The organism is Paenibacillus taichungensis (assembly GCF_013359905.1).
GTDB classification, from domain to species: Bacteria; Bacillota; Bacilli; order Paenibacillales; family Paenibacillaceae; genus Paenibacillus; species Paenibacillus taichungensis.
On record NZ_JABMCC010000108.1, the window covers coordinates 32,325 to 51,188 of the forward strand.

Sequence of the window (18,864 nt, forward strand, 5' to 3'; positions counted from 1 at the left end):
CCGATCTTTGTTTAGCGATTAAACTAACGACTAAAAAATAGCACAGAATCCTATCTTTATCAATCTTTTAAATACAGGGCAGCTCCACAAACCAGAAGCTCATGAAAACAAAAAAAGGACGGACTCCATGAGTCCGCCCTTTTCTTCATTATTTCACTGAACCTTGCGTTACACCATTGATAATCCATTTTTGTGCAAACAGGTAAATGATGATCATCGGCAGCAACGCCAGCAGGTACGATGCAAACGCCAGGTTGAAGTCAGTATTGAATTGACCCTGGAACACATATTGTACCAGTGGAAGCGTGTATTGTGCCGGATCACTAATAATAATGAGTGGCAGCAAAAAGTCATTATAGGTAGACAGACAAGTTAGAATACCAACCGTGGCACTGATCGGCGCCATCAATGGGAAAATGATTTTCCAGAACGTGCCCCAGGTTGTTGCTCCATCTACGAAGGCTGCTTCCTCCAGCGCTACCGGAATGGACCGAATGTAACCTACATACACAAATACGTTAAAGGCGAGCCCATACACCGTATGCAGCAGGATAAGACCCAGAAGATTGGTCATTTCCAGTGATGCAGTCAGCTTAACAATCGGCAGCATGATGATTGGAAACGGAATGAACATCGCACTGACGAAGTAATAGTACAGCCCTTTGAAAAACTTCCGTTTCTCCATATTCCGGGCAATCGCGTAAGCAACCATAGAGTTACTGAGCAAGGTCAGAATGACTGTTGACGCAGTAACAATGGCACTGTTACGGAACGATTGGAAGAAGTTTGTCATGTCTATTGCACTTGCAAAGTTCTCCCAGTGGAGCGTTGTCGGAATAGCAAATACCGATTGAGCCATTTGCTCCGGATTCTTCAATGCGATTGTAACTGTCATATATAAAGGGAACAGAATGAACAAGGTACCCAGAACAATTAACAACATAACGGGCCAGTTGGTACGTAAACGGCTTCTCATTACAGATCCGTCTCCCTTCTTTGCAGGAACCGGATTTGCAGAATCGAAATCACCGCAATAACGATGAAATAGATAACCGAGTTCGCAGATTGATATGCATATTCGCCGCCTTCAAATCCACCCGTGTAGATCAGATGGGAGATGGACTGTGTTGCCCGTCCCGGTCCACCATTCGTTAAGGCCACGATCTGGTCAAAGACCATCAGTGAGTTTTTCATCGCCAGCACCATATTAATCGTGAAGAACGGGGCAATAAGCGGAAACGTAATGCTCCAGAATTCACGCCATTTGCCGGCGCCGTCCAGATTGGATGCTTCATACAATGTCGTAGGGATGGTTTGCAAGCCCGCCAAATACAGAATCGTATTCAACGCGACCGATTGCCATACCGCTACAATCACGATCCCGATCCAAGCGAGGCTTTCGCTGCCCAGAATGTTGGTGGATAGGGCGTTGATGCCCAGGTTTTGTCCCCATATCGGGAATACGTTGGAGAACAGGTAGTTAAATATGTAACCTACGATCAATACACTCAGGATATTCGGCAAGAAGTAGATGCCACGGAAAAAGTTACGGAACTTGATCTTGGCATTCAGCCCGAGTGCAATGAGCAGGCTTAGAATATTCGTGAGGATCGTTACAACGATCGCAAACTTGAAGGTAAACCAGTAAGCGTTGCCTACGTTGTCATCTTGAAACAGATTAAAATAGTTTTTGAATCCAACAAAATCATAACCTTTACCGAATCCGTTGTAGTTCGTGAATGAATAATAGATCCCCTGGAGGGCCGGCAGCGTCATAAATACAAAGAACAGTATTACCGCCGGAACCGTCATCCAGTAATAAGGCGCGATGCGCTTGTTCATACTCCATCCTCCTTCGGACAAGGCGTTATCGCCGATTCGCTACCTTGTCCCATTCTTTGTCGAGTGTATCCAGATAGTTGTCAATGTTCTTGTTCTGCAAAAAGGACTGTACGATGGAATTCAGCTGCACTGCAGCCGGAATATAGTGATCGGCGAAATCGATAACCTTGCCCTGCTCAATGTAAGGTGTCAGTTCCTGTACAGCAGGATCATCTTGTTTTACACCTTCCACCGCAGAGAACAGCGTCTGTTCCTCAATGTATTTGCCTATATTTTCAGGCTCCAGCAGAAACGCGATGAACTGCTCTGCCTGCTCCTTGTTCGGTGTATCCGCTGCAATGGTAAACAGGGAGTCGATTCCGTTCACCAGCTTAATCTGGCTCGGATCATTCCCTGTCGGGAATGGGAAGAAACCAATGTCCACATTCGGGTTGGCTTTGCGAATCTCGGAGATCGCCCAGGTACCCTGGATGTACATATATGCTTCGCCATTAGCAAAAGCACGGTTACCATCCGAATACGCTTTACCGAAGTTGTCACCGTGACCATAATTCATCAGCTCCAACTGCTTCTCCGCAACCTCACGGTATTTCTCCTTGAAGGTCACCTTGTTCTCGCGACGCTCCAAGTAGAAATCAATACCAACCAAGTTAGGTCCGAGTGCATTGAACGGCAGATTCGTCTGCCAGTCATCCTTGTATGTGAAGTAAAACGGAATTTTACCCGCATCCTTAATTTTTTTGGCTGTAGCAATCAGCTCGTCCCAAGTTTTGGGTACGTCCAGACCCATTTCCTTAAACAACGTTTTGTTGTACATGATGCCGTTTGCATTTGTTGCGTAAGGAACGCCTGTCACTTCATCCATGCCCGTGACATCCTTCAGCATCTTTATGTAGTTGGGATCGATCGTTTTTAACAGTGGACTGTCTGTCAGATCGGCGAAAATATCACTCTGTGCAAGAATGGAATAGGTATCGGTTGCCCCCATTGCCATGATGTCTGGCACATCGTTCTTCACCACACGTGTCTTCAGCACCGTCTCCGCGTCAGGTGGATTCACCTGAGTGACCTGAATATCGGAGTGTTCGGCATTGAATGTTTTGATTAATTCGTCAAAGGTTCCTTTGGCTTCGGGTTTGTTCTGAAAAAATTCAACCTGCACTTTGCCGTTGGCATTATTCCCACTGGTGCAGGAAGACAGAAGTACAGCCGTTATTCCACAAAGCAGTATTAACCCGAGTGCCTTGGTAAGCGATGTTCTCATGTTGTACCTCCCTCAGCTTATATACGTAAAGATTTACCCATTAAATTAGTGAAGTAACCACGTGGTTAATCCTTCCACCGTTTTATACTTAGAGCGTTGACTATAATGTGTCCTATTATTCCTAAAACGGTTTCGGTAAAATTGAATCAGTCCCACTGAGAGCGAGTCCGCTCATCGATATAACAAAAAAAGGACATCGGAATATATCCAATGTCCATCATGTATTCAGTTACGTGCTTACATCAAAGCTGTTGTTAACTCTCTATCAACGCTCTATTTTCGGCAAAGCATTACGTAAACGCTTGGCTCGGTAACTCTGAAATGCACGGATTAACATGCCGATAACGAGCATAACCACACCAACATTTATTGCTACATCCGCCAAATTGAGAATACCACGTCCCGACGGAAATACGAGAAAATCCGTTACGCGTGCGTAGATAAACCGATCGATTGCATTACCCAAAGCACCACCAACCATGAAACCGGCACCTGCCTGCATCCAGAAACCGCGAATCTCACCTTTTCTCCGATAATACATTATGCCCGCCACGAACAGAATGGCAACCACACCGAACAGACGCGCATTCCCTTGAAACAGGCTGCCTGCCATTCCACTGTTCTCATAATGCTGCAATTGCATTCCCGAGTCGCCAAGCCTCATCGTGTCGCCAACTTCCATATACATCCTCACCGCCATCTTGGTTCCCTGATCAACCAAGGTAACCAGCAGTGCTACAAAATAAAATAACATGTGCCACTCCTCCTGCCGGACGCTCAAAAGTTAAACTAAAGGGTCTCCGCTGTAACATTTCCTTCACTTTAACACACCCGAAGCGTTGTCACCAACTGGGTAGAGCACGCGCTTGGCATACACTCATAGGAATGGAATGGGCAAAAAAATCCGTGCCTGGATTAGGCACGGATGATAAATACTTTTATTGGAGTTGAAATCCACCATTTTATTGAATAGCGGAGAGCACATCCAGCAGCATGGATTTGAATTTCGGACGGTCAATGGCCTCACAGACGCGTACATTCGGTTCTTTACCGAAACGTCCGTTGATATCCACAACGCTATATCCGCGTGTTAACTCTCCTGCTGCTTCTACATCCACATAATACTGACCGGATTTGGTCATGAGCGACTCATCTGCGGCAACAGCCATCAGCAACGTATCCGGGTGAGTGGTGCCATTCAGTTTATGTACCGATTTGTTGAACTGCATAACCACTTTGTTGATGGCTGTGAAGAAATCAGCACCAGATGTACCCAGTGCTGTAATTTCAGCATGATCATCATCATCCATAACAGAATACTGCGTACACATCTCCCAGCCAACCATGGTGGTCGGAATGCCTGCGTGCAATACAATTTTGGCTGCTTCCGGATCTACATAGAAGTTATACTCCGCGGCTGGTGTGATATTACCCAATGCATTATTCGTTCCACCCATGATGTACAGATGAGCAATCTCCGGAATAATGGTTGGGTCCTTCTGGATTGCCATCGCAATGTTGGTCAGGGGTGCAATGGCCAGAAGCGAGATTTCGCCCGGATGTGCGTGTACCTTTTCAATGATAAAATCAACTGCATGCCCTGCCTCTGGACGCTGGTCTGCCTTCGGGAAATGGGCTCCGCCCATGCCGTCATCGCCATGTACGTCTTCCACCGTGCGGTGTTGGGCCTTGCCATAGGCCATCAATGGGCGCTCGCATCCTTTGTACACAGGCACCTTGCCGCCATGTCCAGCAACCTGAACCGTGTACAGGGCATTTTCAACCTCCTGGTCAAACTGTACGTTCCCACCTGTAATCGTAATGCCCTCCACCTGGAAATGGTGCAGTGCAGTCAGGATCGCAATCGTATCGTCTCCTGCTGTATCTGTATCGATGATGACTTTTCTCATGATGCCGCGCTCCTTCTTCGTTGAATTGATATTCATTCCAAATAAACACTAGGGTTTATTTTACATCAAAAACGTACCAATGACGATGGAAACGCCGATGATAATGGAACGCAGCAGCTGTGCTACTGCCATGTTGCCTCGTGCGATTTCGTCACATACCCGCATCTTGGGAATCAGGAAGTCAAATATAATATAGACCAGACACAAAATAATGATTCCAAGCGCCGACCAGAGCAGCATATCCAGCCATGAATGCGTGGAGAAGGACACCATGCCCACAATGATACACAGGCCCAGCAATTTGCTGCCCATATACATGCCTGCCGCCTCGTTACCTTTCGCGATTTCCTCGCTATCGTTATACCGGGTCAATTGGCTAAAAGCGAAATACCCACATACCAACACAACCAGCAGAATGCCTACACCTACCGCTACATTCAGCAGGTTTAATCCCAAATTGTCCATTCCTTCTCCTCCTCGTCATCCAACCGTTCATTGACCACAGCCGCACAATAATAGGCCATATCTCCGGTTACCTTCTCCCCGATCCGTGGCAATACACCGGCAAACCGTCCACCGATGACAAACACTCCTGTAAGCAAATAACCGCTGTATTCGCCATCCTCTGTCTGAATTACGGCCTGCTCCATCGGTACCAGCTGCTGATATATTTTAGGCTGATTATTATAATAAGCTGCGATCTCATCTTCTTCTTGCAGTTCGTCTGTTGTGTTGGAGTTCATAGGAGCGTGCAGCTGATGAGAAGCAGCCGTTTGGCCCCCATGATGATCCGATTCCTCACCCAGCAGCGATGTGCCTTGACCCTCGCGGCCCCAATAGCTTTTGGCTACATAAGGCATTGCGCTCCATTCGAAAGGCCCAGCTTCGAAATAAGTCGGTAGCAGATACCGTGAAATGGAAGCTAACTCTGCATCGTTAAACAGCCGAAATCCACAATATTCCGGGGTTTGTTCATTGCGTTCATAGAGTGACCAGATCGCCGCCATGAAGCCCTTGCTCTGCATCAGCACATGCTGTACAGGATTCATCAGGCCCAGGCGGCCATCCTGAACCAATTCAAGCAGTGCTGCGCCGATGTCCACGCCGGTCGTTTCATCTCGATCATCGATTAGATATTCCAGGGGATAGAGCCGGTACAACAGATTGATCTCGCGTCCTTGATGGTAGAGCGCCTCCCCTGGAATAATCTCCAACTCCTCCAATGGAGCGTAGAACGTTTCATACCCCGCCTCCTGGCACAGCTTCATCAGATACTCCGTATTGGTCCGATCCTCCACATGCTCCCCAAATGAAGTAAAGGTCACCGGGCCCAGCAAACCCTGCTTGGCGTAAGCATCCAGCCAGCGGTGAAAGCATTCCCGGATACATTCATCCATTCCTTTGGATGGAGCATGGAGCGATATTTTTTCAGCCATCCCCACCAAAATACCTTCCAATGCAGCTGCTTCAGGTATGCCGGTTGGGGTATCCGTATTATTTTCAATACATTTAGGCCCAGCTTCCCCAATAATCCAGTCCTGCCGAGTGATGCCGCCTGTCACCATCTCCATACGCGCCGCCGGAATCAGGCCGGGATGAATGCCCAACTGCTGCTCCAGAAAAGAGTCGGGCATGTATTGTTGAATAAAACGCATCACCTTGCAGTAGATTCCGTCTACAGCCTCAACTGCCGTACGCAATTCCTGCATCTCCGCTGGGGAAAAGACTGTCAACGCAGGCACACAATATTGCTTGCCATACATGCGATGGTAAGGAACCTGCTGCCCTGCTTTGCCCCTGAAAACTTCTTCATGACTGAATGGCAGTTGGTATATATGCCTCATCAGGTTCTAACCTCCCGAACTGCGGAAGAAGCTGCCAAAGCCGCTCGATTTTGAACTGGATTTACTGTAGGAGCTGCTATCCTTGTTGCTCCGATAGGACGATCCGCCACCGTAGTAATAGTGCCCACTACTGGAGTCATATTCACATCCAGTATCGTATTCCGGGTCACATTCGTCGCTACTGCTGCTACAACCAGATAATACAGCTGGAACCGCAAGCATTAGCGAGAAGGCAACAAGCTTGGCACGTGATCCAGGTTTGGGTTTGGAATCTTCGGCCATTACAGATCCACCTCCTTCATTAAAAACAACACTTTCTTGCGATCCACATCCAGCACGGAATACACAAATTCATATGTCGTACCGCCCCGGACCATGTAATGGTCCAGCAGTTGCTCGGCAAGCTCCATCGTGTACGAGGAGGATTCTGCCAAGTCCAATTCCTGAAATGCACTCCCATTCCACAGCATATATTCCGCACTGTACATGGAGGACATTTTACACATTGCCAGTGCAGCGTCCGCAATCGCTGTACCGTATTCGGCAGGTTTTTGGTTGTCATATTCGGTCACGTAGACCGCATGCTCCCGACGATCCTCACATTCATTGGATAGATGCGCCCAAAGCTTATTTTTCATCAGGGTCGCATCGACCAGCTTGCGCATGAACAGCTCATCGCGAGTAACCGATACCTGCTCCAGTACCCCCGTCTCCACCTGCCGGTCATCCGACCAGTTCCGATAAGTCATTGAATAATAAATAACGATAACCTGCCTTTCTGTGAGCTCTAAGAGGAGCCGTTTCCATACACACAAACGTATTAAACGCATGAGAAGGAAAAAAGTTACACTATTCCCGATGACATGTAAAAAAGCATTTTAAATAAATCCCGAGGGTAGTTTTTAATTAGCAAGATATGGATCGAAATGAATCTATTCGTCTAAATGTTGTACCCGCGAGCGGTAAGAATCGAATTATGCAAAATGCTAGTAAAGAACATGGTGGCGCTACACAACTTTAACAGCCAATTACCTCAGATCTCATCGCATTATAAAGCTAACTTTGAAAATCAAAAAGGCCAGAGATCTTTCTCCGGCCTTCTTTCTTTATCTATTTCAAGATAAGCTCCGTAATCTGACCTGTCTCACAGCTCTGCCCACTGGGCCAACATATCATTGTATTCACCAGACAATCGCTCGCGTTCGTTCCACATTTGCTCCAGCTCGTTTGGATTGTTCTGCACAGATTCAAGCTGGCGATCCATCTCCTGGATTTGCCCTTCAAGGTGAGCCAGTCGCTGCTCCAATTGTTCAGCGGACAGCTTTTTAGAAGTGTACGTTGTATCAGGCGTTCTACCCGACTCCGTCTCCAGTTTCGGTTTTGAACTTCCACGTGATGGAGTGGCTACAACTGCTACATGCTGATTTGCCGCAGCTGCGCGGGCTTGCAGATCAAGCTTCTTCTCGCGATAGGCTTCATAGTCTCCCAGATAAGTGGTCATCCGCCCATTCTCCAGTTCCCACACGCGGGAAGCGAGTCGATTGACGAAGTAACGGTCATGCGAGATGGCAAGCACCGTTCCTTCGAAATCAACGAGCGACTCTTCGAGCGCTTCCCTTGAAGCGATATCCAGATGGTTGGTCGGTTCATCCAGCAAAAGCACATTCGGCTTCCGCTGAACCAGCAGAGCCAGCCTTAGCCGCGTCCATTCCCCACCAGATAACTGTCCTACCGAGCGAAATACATCTGCTCCATAGAATAGATATCGGGCCAAAATGCCGCGTGCTTCTCCTTCTTCCACGCCCGCTTCCTGACGGAAGTACTCCAGCACATTCAGCTTCGGATTGGAAGGCTCCTCCTGTTGAGCCAGATAACCAACATCTACACGTGCACCCCACTCCAGGTTACCTGCACTGGGTTGTTCCTCGCCCAGCAACAGCTTGAACAACGTCGTTTTGCCTGAACCATTGCGTCCAATAAGGGCAATTTTGTCGCCATATTCGAGCAATCCTGATACACCGCGCAGAATTGGACGTTCTCCATAAGCCTTTTCGACCTGTTCCATAACGGCCACTCGTTTTCCCGTACGGTCTGTAGGGCGCACATCGAAGTCCGCGTTACGCCGCTCCAGTACCGGGCGCTTCACCTGTTCCATCCGTTCGATTGCTTTACGCATCGAAGCTGCACGCCGGAAGAACTTTTCATTACCCCCGACTCGGCCCCATTCTTCCAGTTGGCGGATCGTTTCTTTCATTTTTTTGATCACCTTCTGCTGCTCCTTGAACTCCTCGAATTGCTGCAGCAGTCGTTGTTCCTTCACTTTCATATATTCCGTATAGCCACCAGCTGACGTCTGCGCTTCTCCATCCTCCAGTTCTAACGTCCGGGATGCTACACGGTCCAAAAAGTAGCGATCATGTGAGATCAGAATTATCGTACCTGTGTAGTCACGCAAAAATCCTTCCAGCCATTCCACCCGCTCCAGATCAAGATGGTTGGTCGGCTCATCCAGCAATAACAGATCAGGCCTTACAATTAGCTGTGAAGCCAGCACAACCCGGGTCTGTTCACCACCAGACAACGAACCAAACCGCCATCCGTAATGCTCCTTCGCAATATCCAGACCGTCCGCCACCTGATCGATCCGGGCATCCATTTCATATCCACCCTCGCGCTCGAACTGGTCCTGCAATGCCGCGTACCGCTTCAACAGTCGCTCCAATTGGTTCGGATCGGATGCACATTCCGGATCGGACATCTGCTGCTCCATATCCTTCATTTGACTCCGGCACGCCATAAGCTCCCTGAATCCAAGACTCAGCACATCCAGCACTGTGTAATCGTCCATTCCTTCCGGCACCTGAGCGACGTAACCAATACGTGTATCCTTCTTGATCATCAATTGTCCTTCATCCGGCTGGCTCAGTCGTGCCAACAGACGCATCAATGTCGTTTTTCCGCTTCCGTTGCGGCCGATCAGGGCGACCTTGTCGCCTTCCATAATTTCAAACGTAATGCCGTCCAGCACCAGATGTGCTCCGTGGTATTGAGTCAGTTGTTGCGCACTAATAATCATCATAATAAGGTTCCTCCTATGGATTGGAAGATCCTGACCGCAACACAAAAAGAGCCACAGGAGGTTAGCTCCGCGGCCCTTCAGAATTCAAGCAGTATCGCTTATCGTCCGAATGGGGTCAAGGCAGGCATCTTCTCGCAAATGTTAACTTCCGTATATTCAAAATTGGACAGACTTCTCCCGTTGGTCAGAAAAGTATGAACAATGCCAGCCATAGCAATCGGCAGCTGGCTAATACGGTTGTTAAGCATCTCGTGATTCACCTGTCTTCACCTCCCTTGTCATAATTAATGTCAATATATCACAGACGAATGCATTCCTGCAACCGTCCGATCGTCCAATTCACTCTTACTGTACAGCAGCTAACCCCCCGATTAATTCCGTCTCCGACGCCGAAACACTACATCCGTAATCGCCACCGTAATTAGTGTCAACATTCCCGCTGCACCCAGCGATGCACCAAGCAAGGCATAACCGATACCGTTCCACCCGCCAATCTCAATGCTAATCATGATCACAACGGCTCCGCCGAGCAAGGCCACACATGGCAGTATATATTGAACCCCGGTCATTCGACGTCCCTGCAACCGATAGATGAGCCATTCAATCAGCAGCTGCACTGCCCACATGCCAAGCGTCCATAGGATGAGTACTTCCATAAGATTCTCCTCCTTCTTGCTGAATGGTTAGAGCCTTCGTTACAGACCTCTCATTATTTCAACCAGTTGGCAAAGAACTCCCGGTATCCTTCTTTCATGATTGTGCGCGAAAAAGCACCAAAAGCATACTCACGGTTGTCTTCCGAAACACTACGCGGCGCGGCAGCAGCCATGTTCACCAGTTCAAACCAGTTATCCTCATTGCCTGCAAAGGCATGCGTGGAACGGATGTGTCCATAGCAGGCATGCTCCGGCTTCACAACCATTTTGCCCATCGCCATCGCTTCGGTCAGCGGCATCGCAAACGTATCAAATGCCGAACAGCTCCAATACACCTTGGACGAGTTCATTAGGGTAAATACTTCATCCTGTGTCAGCGCGAATTGCAATTTTACGTTGTCCGGAATGTTGTATTTCTTCATGCTTTCCTTATAGCGGCGACCGCCGAATACCATGTATACTTCCTTGTCCGGGTTCTGCCGGGCGTATTCCAGCACCAGATCCGGGCGACGATTCGCTTCATCCCGACCGATCCAGAGCACACGATTATGCACGACCTGGCTCGGGTCGTAGTGGCGGTTTGCGAGCTCTTCGTTAAAGCCAATCGGGATAACGTTCACGTCATGTACACCGAAATTGCGGCCCAGTTCTGTTTTTAGGAACTCCGTCTGCACAATCGCTTTATCCACCATCGTATAAAATGGCTTCATCATCTCATAACCCGTCAGCGCCGGGTCGGGAAAGCTGTGCGGGAACAACACACTCTTCGGTAAAAACATCTTCAAAAACGTAAACCCGGATACGGTGTAGATGACATGCTCTATATTTTGGCTATATATCTGGTCCAGTACGATATCATAGTTCACCAAGTCACCTTTCTCATGCTCATAACCTGGCAACCAGTCATACCCGCTGACATGGCGCTCCGGCGAGATGAACACAATCTCCACGCCCAGCTCCAGCCCGATCTGCTTCAACCGATCCGCAAATACGCGCGGGCCCTGCGCCTCCGTGAATTGAATTTTACGCATTACGAGTCCTACTTTACGCATGTTCTGCACCCCTCATTTCTATTCCCTTCAACACTGCTTCATGCACTGTTTCAGTGTCATTGCCGTCTCGTGCCACTGGTTCCGCAGCTGTTCCTCCGGCCATACACAGTCTGCACTTCTCAGATCCCCATCAATCAGACGCAGCATCCAGAGCGAGAATACAATGGCATATGCACGGTACCACCTTTTAAAAGAAACCCGTTCAACCTGAACGCTATGGCGTTCCAGCCCGTCCAGATAAACATCGATAATCTGCTCCCGCAGCTCAGGCGTAACGGTTCTCGGGAACAGCGGATGCGATAGATCTACCAGATGATATACGTCCCAGAGAGCCGTATTCAGATGCGCATGCTCCCAATCGATAATCACCAGCCTGCCATTCACATCCGCCATGTTGCCGGGATGAAGATCTCCGTGACACAAGACACGAGGTAACTCCTCCTCTGCTGTATGGATTAGCGAGGAGATGTTGTGCCAATCCGATGGTGACAGCGAGACCTCCAGCTTGGACAACAAATCAGCGGTGGATTCCTTTTGCCCAAGCAGATCATCCAGTATGTCCCGAATTGGCGGTTTCTGACCCACCCGGGGCAGCTCACCCCAATCAGCAACAGATAAGGAGTGCCACTCCGCCATATGTACAGCAGCAGCCAGCATCGTCTCTTTCCGCGAATCATGCACCAGTTCGCCCAGATCCTCATAGATGATCCAGCTCTGTTCCGCGTTAATTTCACGGTCTGATGCAGCAATTAGCGCTGGATAAATAGGCGGCAATACAGACAGCACATACTGGGACATCCATTGTTCACGTCCATGTTGTGCAGGATTGGTTAGCGGTTTAAAAATATAACTTTCCCCGGTACGAACAGTGAAACGCTCCACATATTTACCATTCATGCCTTTGTAGAGCCTTTCTCTGCTTGTTACATATTGTTCATTTAACGTCCCTTCGGGAGTCACCCAGCGATGCGCCTGCACGTCTTCATTCACGCCATTCACCATCCATTTCGTTCCCCAGACCTGGAGCTGGCGCCGCTGATGTTTGCCTTTGCAGCCCTACTTCTATCCAAGCTCCTTTGCCCGTCTATCCGTTATTATTTCTATCCATCATACGTTGCCGTTCATAAGCCTGCAAGCTTTGAGCGAAAGCACTTTTCCTAGCGTTAAATAAGAGATTCTGAAATGGCAGTTGCAATTTAGTTAGTAATCACTTACTATACAATCATGAAGAACAAACCTCATGTAGACAGCAAAAAGAAAGACATCCTACAAGCGGCGATGCGCTTGTTTGCAACCAAAGGCGTTGACGGCATTTCCGTCAAAGAGATCGGTGACGCCGCCGGAGTAACGGATGCGGCGATCTACAAACATTTTAAAAACAAAGATGCCGTTGCCCTTGAGGCCTTCACCCAATATTGCGCAGACTATACCGCCCTGATTGACGGGTATGTTCGCCAGGAGGGCCCGGTGCTTGAACGCTTCCGACAACTGATTACCGAAGTTCTCCACCTGCATGATGAAGATCCCTACGGACTGCTGCTGATTTCACAAAATCATGAGATTTTCATTGAAGCTGGAAGCAGTGAGGATTACCGCCAACCGCTGGATGCGTTGATTGATCTAATCGATCAGGGGATTATGCGAGGTGAACTGCCCGCTCAGGATTCACGGCTCACGGCCGTTCTGGTCATTGGTGCCATTACGCGCCTGGCCGTATCCAGTATGCAAGGTGAACTGCCGGAGCTGCTTGTTCCATACACCGGAGAAACCGTTCACCGACTTGCGTTGATGTTGGGCCAGGTAACAGCTGAGCTCGGATAACACCCGATGGATTGCATCTCTAATTCGTTCCGATCAGACAGGCAATAATCATTGGTAATTGGTATAAGTTTTCACCTATATACAAGATCGGCTTCATCCAGCTTCAGGATATTCCTGAATGTTCACCAGGTCATTCGTGACCTTTTCTTTTTGCACATGAGGTTAGTGTTCATTAACTAAAATAGTCAGGACGTGTCATTATTATGAAGAAAATATTAATTATCCAAGGCAACCCCGTCTCCCCAAGTTACAATGGCGCAATCGCCGAAGCTTATCGTAAAGGCGCTGTGCAGGCAGGTGCCGAGGTTCGCATGATTACCCTGAACGAACTGGAGTTCAACATGAATTTAGAGGGAGGCTATCGTAATAAACTGCCGCTCGAACCGGACTTACTGGAAGCCCAAGAGGCGATTAAATGGGCAGAGCATCTCGTATGGGTGTTTCCGATTTGGTGGGGAGGACCACCAGCTTTGTTCAAAGGATTCATCGACCGCATCTTCATGCCAGGCTATGCCTTCAAGTATCACAAAGGGAAACTTTTCCCGGATCAACTGCTCAAAGGTCGCACCGCACGCATGATCACCACCATGGATGGTCCGAACTGGTACTACAAATGGTTCCAGGGTGAACCTGCACACAAAATGATGAAGATCTCCACCTTTGCTCTGACAGGCATCAAACCTGTACGCATAACACCTGTAGATCTGGTGGGCAAACAGTCCGAGGAACAGAGAAAGAAATGGCTGGAGAAAATTGAGCAGCTTGGACGGAAATTGGGGTAAAAAAATTAACTCGTTCTTGAAGGGATCTTCATATAATGTTATCACTAAATTAAATAATATATTCACCTAACAATTTATAGTCGATACTATCTGCATTTAATAGAAAGAAATTAAACTTAACCAAAAAAGATACTGCGTGCATAAGCACAGCAGTATCTTTTTTGGTTAATAAACGCTGTTCAAGTAGATGGGATAACTCAACTAATACAGACTAGGCTTTCACGGCAATGCCTTCATAGAACCGACGAATGACCTTCTCGGCTGGTTTACCGTAAACTCCGTATCCATCATCGTTCAGGGCATCCTTCTCTTGATGCAGATGCGCGCTCCAGTCCCACAGACCAAATCCGCGTACCCACTCCCTCTTGCTTGCATGACGGAACATGGCTTCATAGAACTGCTCCTGCTCCTCCGCGCTGACCGCACCTTCTAACCCCCAGTCATTCGGCACCTGTGCCGATCCACTACGGCTAGGACAGCCCGCTTCTGCGAAGAAAAAAGGTTTGCCGTAGGGTGCAATGACCTGTTCAATCCGATCCAGCTGCGCCTCCCAATCCCCAATCGGATAGTAACCGCTGGAGGAAATGACGTCTACGGCATCCCACCATTTCACTTGCCCTTCCTGATACTTGTCGGTGTTGTAGGATACTAGCCCGGAATACACTTCACGCACTCCCGCGATGACCTCGCGCCATTCCTCGCTCCGACGCTCAGACTGCACCATCTCACAGCCCACGATGAACATCTCGCATTTCTCTCGCTCTGCAATGGCTGCATAATGCTTCTGATACACGGTATAACTGCGGAACCAGTCTTTCCATTTCGGCTCACACGGCACATCGATATCAAAGAAGTTAATGTGTGCACGCCATGTGCCATCGGTGCAATTGACGGTTGGTTTCAGAATGACCCGCAGTCCGAGCGTACGGGCATAACGGATCATATCCACCAATTCATCGTCTTCCACCATATGTTCACCCTCATATTTGACTTCTACAGCCTGCGGATGATCCTGATGTGCCGCCAGTGCAAAAATAACATGCGAACTGCCAGTGCGTTCAGCCATCAGACGCAAGGATTCTTTCGCTTCCGGCTTGCGGAAGTCTCCCCTGCCACTCATCCAGCCAAATGTAAATCCCTTGATGTATTCCATATGCATTGTTCCGTAATGCCCCTTTTTCAATTAATGTAAAATGAATGACCGAATGTATACACGTCCAACTACGATTGCAGTACCATCTTCCGATCGCCGTTATCCCCAGATTTTTTGAATCTCTGATGAAAGGGGAAATCCGAGGATAAATGTGAACACTTCGTTTCTTCAGATCAGTTCTGCACTCTCCGTTATTGTGTAAATTCCAGATTTATCTAAAATTGTTTCACTTCAATTATAATATTCCTTCCTCACGGTCTCCGGCAATGACTTCATCAGTCTCGATGACATAGTTCACGATTTCTTCGACAGTGGTATAAGCGACTCCAACGTATGTGTCGGCTGCACCGTAATAAATGGCGATTCGTCCTGTCTCCGCATCATGCAATGTGGCACATGGGAATACGACATTGTCTACAAACCCTTGCTCCTCATACCATTTTTCCGGTGTCAGTACGAAGTTCGAGGAACGATATTTCACTTTCGATGGCTCATCCAGATCCAGAATGACCGCACCCATGCTATAAACAAAATCATTGCACGTACCCGTTACGCCGTGGTAGAACATCAGCCAGCCTTCGGACGTTTCAATCGGTGCCGGACCGCCGCCAATCTTGACCGATTGCCACCAGCCCTGACCACCTTTGCTCATGACATGACGGTGCTTGCCCCAGTACACGAGATCCGGACTTTCGCTCAGAAAAATGTCCCCGAACGGCGTATGTCCGCTGTCGCTTGGTCTGGACAACATTACATAGTTATCATTGATTTTGCGTGGAAACAACACCCCATTGCGGTTGAACGGCAGCATCGGATTTTCAAGACGTACAAACGTTTTGAAATCTTCCGTCTTGGCCAACCCCAGCGCTGCACCGTAAAAATCGGTACACCAGATGATGTAATACGTATCTTCCACTTTCACCAGACGTGGGTCGTATGCATAGTTCGGCATGAAGGGATCGCCCTTTTCGTCCACAAAGGCGATACGTTCCTCTTCAATCGTCCATGATAATCCATCCTCACTCGACCCCATGTGCAGGTGTGGACGTCCATTAATGGTTTCTGCGCGGAATACTCCGATGAATTTCCCTTCATAAGGAATCACTGCACTGTTGAAAATACGGGCAATTCCCTTGACCGGGTTACGAGGCACAATCGGATTCGCGGAGTGTCTCCATACCGGACCTTCCGTGCCCTCCGGTTTATCCTCCCAAGGCATATTCGGCAATGCATCCCCAACAATGTGTACGTTTTTCGTACCAACAACTGTCATCGTTTCATTTCTCCCTTCGGTTAGGCTATATGAAATGAATACTTAAAATTACACGAGTCCACTCCGATGACAGAACAACCTTCCGATCGCCGTTATCCCCAGATTTTTTTTGATCCCCTTATGAAAGGGGAAAAATACGGTTATAAATGCGACCACTCCGTTTCTCCAGCTTTTTTCTGTCCTCTTCGCTCCTGTGTATTCTCATATGCATTTCATATAGCCTTTTGTTTTTTTTATTTAACAGAGCCTTGTGCGAAGCCGTTGTAGATGTACTTCTGTAGCAGCAGGAAGATGATCATCGTTGGAATGATGGCAATCATAATCCCTGCGCTGATAACCTCCCACTGTGATCCGAACGGCCCCTTGAATTTGAAAAGAGCCGTGGATATGACCTGCAAGTCTGTCTTGGGCATATACAGGAATGGTGTGTAAAAATCGTTGTAGATGTTGACACCCTTCACGATAATGACCGTTACAATCGCCGGTTTCAGGAGTGGCAGAATGATTCTCCAATAGATCGTGAAGTAGGAGGCACCGTCAAGCATGGCCGATTCATCCAGTGCGTTCGAGATGGAACCCAGGAATTGCAGGAAGATATATACCGCGATGATATCTGTACCGAGGTACATCACAATGGCTGCCCAACGGGTATTGAACAGGTCGAGCGCATTGATGATCTGGAATGTAGCGACTTGCGTCGTCACACTTGGAATGAGGGTAGCGAGCAGAAATGCGGCGACCATGATCTTTTTACCTTTGAATTTGAAACGATCCAGCACATACGCGATCATGGAACCCGTCAAAGTGGCACCCACGATGGAGATGATCAGGATGATAATTGTATTTTTGAAACCGACCAGCATGTTGCCGTCCACAAAAGCCTTGGTATAGTTCGCAAAGTTCAGCCAATTGGCTGGTGGGGCAAGCGGACTGCTGGTCGCGTACTCTGCATTGGTTTTGAGCGATGCAAACAGCACCACAACAATGGGTACAAGCGCAATGAACGCTGCGAGAATGAGTGAAGCATATTTAAATATGCTCGCTAGGGTGTATTTGAATGATTGCACGTTCATTCCTCCCCTTTCATGGTGACACGCTGAACCAGCGTAACAAGAATGACAATAAACAGCAGCACAACAGCCATTGCTGACGCCAAGCCCAGCTTGCCGTACTTAAATGCCAAGTGAACGGTTTGAATCACAAACGTCTCACTGCCGTTGGAACCATCCGTCATAATGTATGGAATATCGAACGCACTGATTGCGCCGCTAATCGCCAAAATCAGGTTGAGCTGCAGGATACGCGTAATGCTCGGCAGGATGATATGGCGGAACTGCTGCCAGCGATTGGCCCCGTCAATATCTGACGCTTCATAGACATCTTTTTGGATGGAAGAGATCGCACCCAGGAAGATAATGAAGTTAAAGCCCATGTATCTCCATACCGATGCGCCTGCGAGTGACACGTTAATAATGTTCGGATTCCCAAGCCAGAGCTGAGTGTATTGTCCAAGCCCTACGGCCTGCATGAGTGTATCGAGGGTACCATCCGGTTTGAAGAAAAAGAGGAAGATAAATCCGATGGCTACGCCATTTAGCAGATAGGGGAAAAACAATATGCCTTTGAAAAAGTTTTTGCCGCGGATTTTGAAGCTCAGAATCGTTGCAAAGTAGAGGGCCAGACCCATTTGTACGAAGGTAGCCACAAAATAATACAAACTGACAATAAACACTTTAAAATACTCAGGGTCACTGAATATCCGTGTGTAGTTCTCAAATCCGACATAGTCAAACCTTTTGCTGTATCCGTTCCAATCGGTGAAGCTGTATTTGAACATGTTAATGACAGGTAAATAAGCAAACGTGAACAGCAGTGCCAGCGGAATGATCGAGAAGGCACAGATGATAAATATGCGTTGCGCTGAGTAGCCCCAATTCGAAATCTTCAAGTATTTCATGCTCTCCACACCTCCAAGCGGTTCTGCCGCTTTTATATCGAAAGACTCCCGTCCAAATCACAAATGCCTGAGTAATCAACCACCGAAGGTGGCATTTCACATCCGATATCCTGCATCCAGATGCAAAATGCCGTATAAAAAGGGGAAATCCTCTCCCCTCAGCCAAGGCGTGGTGCCTCGCTGCATGTCAGCGGTGGTCGGACATAGGTAGCACCTTTACAGATCGACGTA

20 protein-coding genes are annotated in these 18,864 nt (G+C 48.2%); 2 read left to right on the top strand and 18 right to left on the bottom strand.

The genetic code is table 11. The features are described from left to right. Positions 1–148: 148 nt before the first annotated feature. The 14 genes from HP548_RS12850 to HP548_RS33350 form a co-directional block, all read right to left on the bottom strand. Positions 149–976, bottom strand: coding sequence for a carbohydrate ABC transporter permease (locus HP548_RS12850; RefSeq protein WP_076287389.1), 828 nt, complete (start codon positions 974–976; stop codon positions 149–151). After that, positions 976–1,842 (bottom strand): carbohydrate ABC transporter permease, encoded by an 867-nt coding sequence (locus HP548_RS12855; protein ID WP_063567591.1) that lies wholly within the window; start codon positions 1,840–1,842, stop codon positions 976–978. Before HP548_RS12855 ends, HP548_RS12850 begins: the two co-directional genes overlap by 1 nt. 25 nt (positions 1,843–1,867) lie before the next feature. Next, positions 1,868–3,106 (bottom strand): ABC transporter substrate-binding protein, encoded by a 1,239-nt coding sequence (locus tag HP548_RS12860; protein ID WP_175381888.1) that lies wholly within the window; start codon positions 3,104–3,106, stop codon positions 1,868–1,870. A 265-nt stretch (positions 3,107–3,371) separates the two neighbouring features. Further along, positions 3,372–3,860 (bottom strand): signal peptidase II, encoded by a 489-nt coding sequence (gene lspA / locus HP548_RS12865; RefSeq protein ID WP_076287387.1) that lies wholly within the window; start codon positions 3,858–3,860, stop codon positions 3,372–3,374. A gap of 208 nt (positions 3,861–4,068) precedes the next feature. Beyond that, on the bottom strand, positions 4,069–5,016 hold the full coding sequence (locus tag HP548_RS12870) for a nucleoside hydrolase (protein WP_175381889.1): 948 nt from the start codon (positions 5,014–5,016) through the stop codon (positions 4,069–4,071). A gap of 60 nt (positions 5,017–5,076) precedes the next feature. Then, complete coding sequence (locus HP548_RS12875) at positions 5,077–5,481, bottom strand: DUF350 domain-containing protein (protein ID WP_063567587.1); 405 nt, start codon at positions 5,479–5,481, stop codon at positions 5,077–5,079. Then, positions 5,463–6,860, bottom strand: coding sequence for a glutathionylspermidine synthase family protein (locus HP548_RS12880; RefSeq protein ID WP_175381890.1), 1,398 nt, complete (start codon positions 6,858–6,860; stop codon positions 5,463–5,465). The genes HP548_RS12875 and HP548_RS12880 overlap by 19 nt, the downstream gene beginning before the upstream one ends. Before the next feature lie 6 nt (positions 6,861–6,866). Continuing rightward, entirely contained in the window at positions 6,867–7,142 is a 276-nt protein-coding gene (locus HP548_RS12885; RefSeq protein ID WP_175381891.1) for a hypothetical protein, read from the bottom strand. Beyond that, entirely contained in the window at positions 7,142–7,609 is a 468-nt protein-coding gene (locus HP548_RS12890) for a hypothetical protein (protein ID WP_099857975.1), read from the bottom strand. The genes HP548_RS12885 and HP548_RS12890 overlap by 1 nt, the downstream gene beginning before the upstream one ends. Positions 7,610–8,004: 395 nt before the next feature. Beyond that, complete coding sequence (abc-f, locus tag HP548_RS12895) at positions 8,005–9,939, bottom strand: ribosomal protection-like ABC-F family protein (RefSeq protein WP_175381892.1); 1,935 nt, start codon at positions 9,937–9,939, stop codon at positions 8,005–8,007. A gap of 98 nt (positions 9,940–10,037) precedes the next feature. Further along, positions 10,038–10,199 (bottom strand): hypothetical protein, encoded by a 162-nt coding sequence (locus HP548_RS12900; RefSeq protein ID WP_167483722.1) that lies wholly within the window; start codon positions 10,197–10,199, stop codon positions 10,038–10,040. A gap of 111 nt (positions 10,200–10,310) precedes the next feature. After that, positions 10,311–10,595, bottom strand: coding sequence for a hypothetical protein (locus HP548_RS12905; protein ID WP_063567583.1), 285 nt, complete (start codon positions 10,593–10,595; stop codon positions 10,311–10,313). Positions 10,596–10,648: 53 nt separating this feature from the next. Further along, positions 10,649–11,647: a glycosyltransferase gene (locus tag HP548_RS12910; protein ID WP_175381893.1), complete on the bottom strand. Its 999-nt coding sequence runs from the start codon at positions 11,645–11,647 to the stop codon at positions 10,649–10,651. A 27-nt stretch (positions 11,648–11,674) separates the two neighbouring features. After that, entirely contained in the window at positions 11,675–12,637 is a 963-nt protein-coding gene (locus tag HP548_RS33350) for a phosphotransferase family protein (RefSeq protein WP_217504698.1), read from the bottom strand. Between the two features lie 234 nt (positions 12,638–12,871). Between HP548_RS33350 and HP548_RS12920 the strand changes: the two genes are divergently transcribed. Both HP548_RS12920 and HP548_RS12925 read left to right on the top strand, forming a co-directional pair. Next, a complete protein-coding gene (locus HP548_RS12920; RefSeq protein WP_175381895.1) occupies positions 12,872–13,468 on the top strand; it encodes a TetR/AcrR family transcriptional regulator in 597 nt (198 codons plus the stop codon). Positions 13,469–13,668: 200 nt separating this feature from the next. Next, positions 13,669–14,250: an NAD(P)H-dependent oxidoreductase gene (locus tag HP548_RS12925; protein ID WP_175382019.1), complete on the top strand. Its 582-nt coding sequence runs from the start codon at positions 13,669–13,671 to the stop codon at positions 14,248–14,250. Between the two features lie 211 nt (positions 14,251–14,461). On the opposite strand, the gene HP548_RS12930 is transcribed toward HP548_RS12925, so the two are convergent. From HP548_RS12930 to HP548_RS12945, 4 genes are all read right to left on the bottom strand, one after another. Further along, positions 14,462–15,403, bottom strand: a complete 942-nt coding sequence (locus HP548_RS12930) for a glycoside hydrolase family 113 (RefSeq protein ID WP_175381896.1) — start codon at positions 15,401–15,403, stop codon at positions 14,462–14,464. Between the two features lie 235 nt (positions 15,404–15,638). After that, positions 15,639–16,676, bottom strand: a complete 1,038-nt coding sequence (locus HP548_RS12935; protein ID WP_175381897.1) for a glycoside hydrolase family 130 protein — start codon at positions 16,674–16,676, stop codon at positions 15,639–15,641. Between the two features lie 233 nt (positions 16,677–16,909). Then, positions 16,910–17,749 carry a carbohydrate ABC transporter permease gene (locus HP548_RS12940; RefSeq protein ID WP_076287377.1) on the bottom strand — a complete coding sequence of 280 codons (840 nt, stop codon included), beginning with the start codon at positions 17,747–17,749 and terminating at the stop codon, positions 16,910–16,912. Continuing rightward, positions 17,746–18,633, bottom strand: coding sequence for a carbohydrate ABC transporter permease (locus tag HP548_RS12945; RefSeq protein WP_062323195.1), 888 nt, complete (start codon positions 18,631–18,633; stop codon positions 17,746–17,748). Before HP548_RS12945 ends, HP548_RS12940 begins: the two co-directional genes overlap by 4 nt. Between the last annotated feature and the right edge of the window lie 231 nt (positions 18,634–18,864).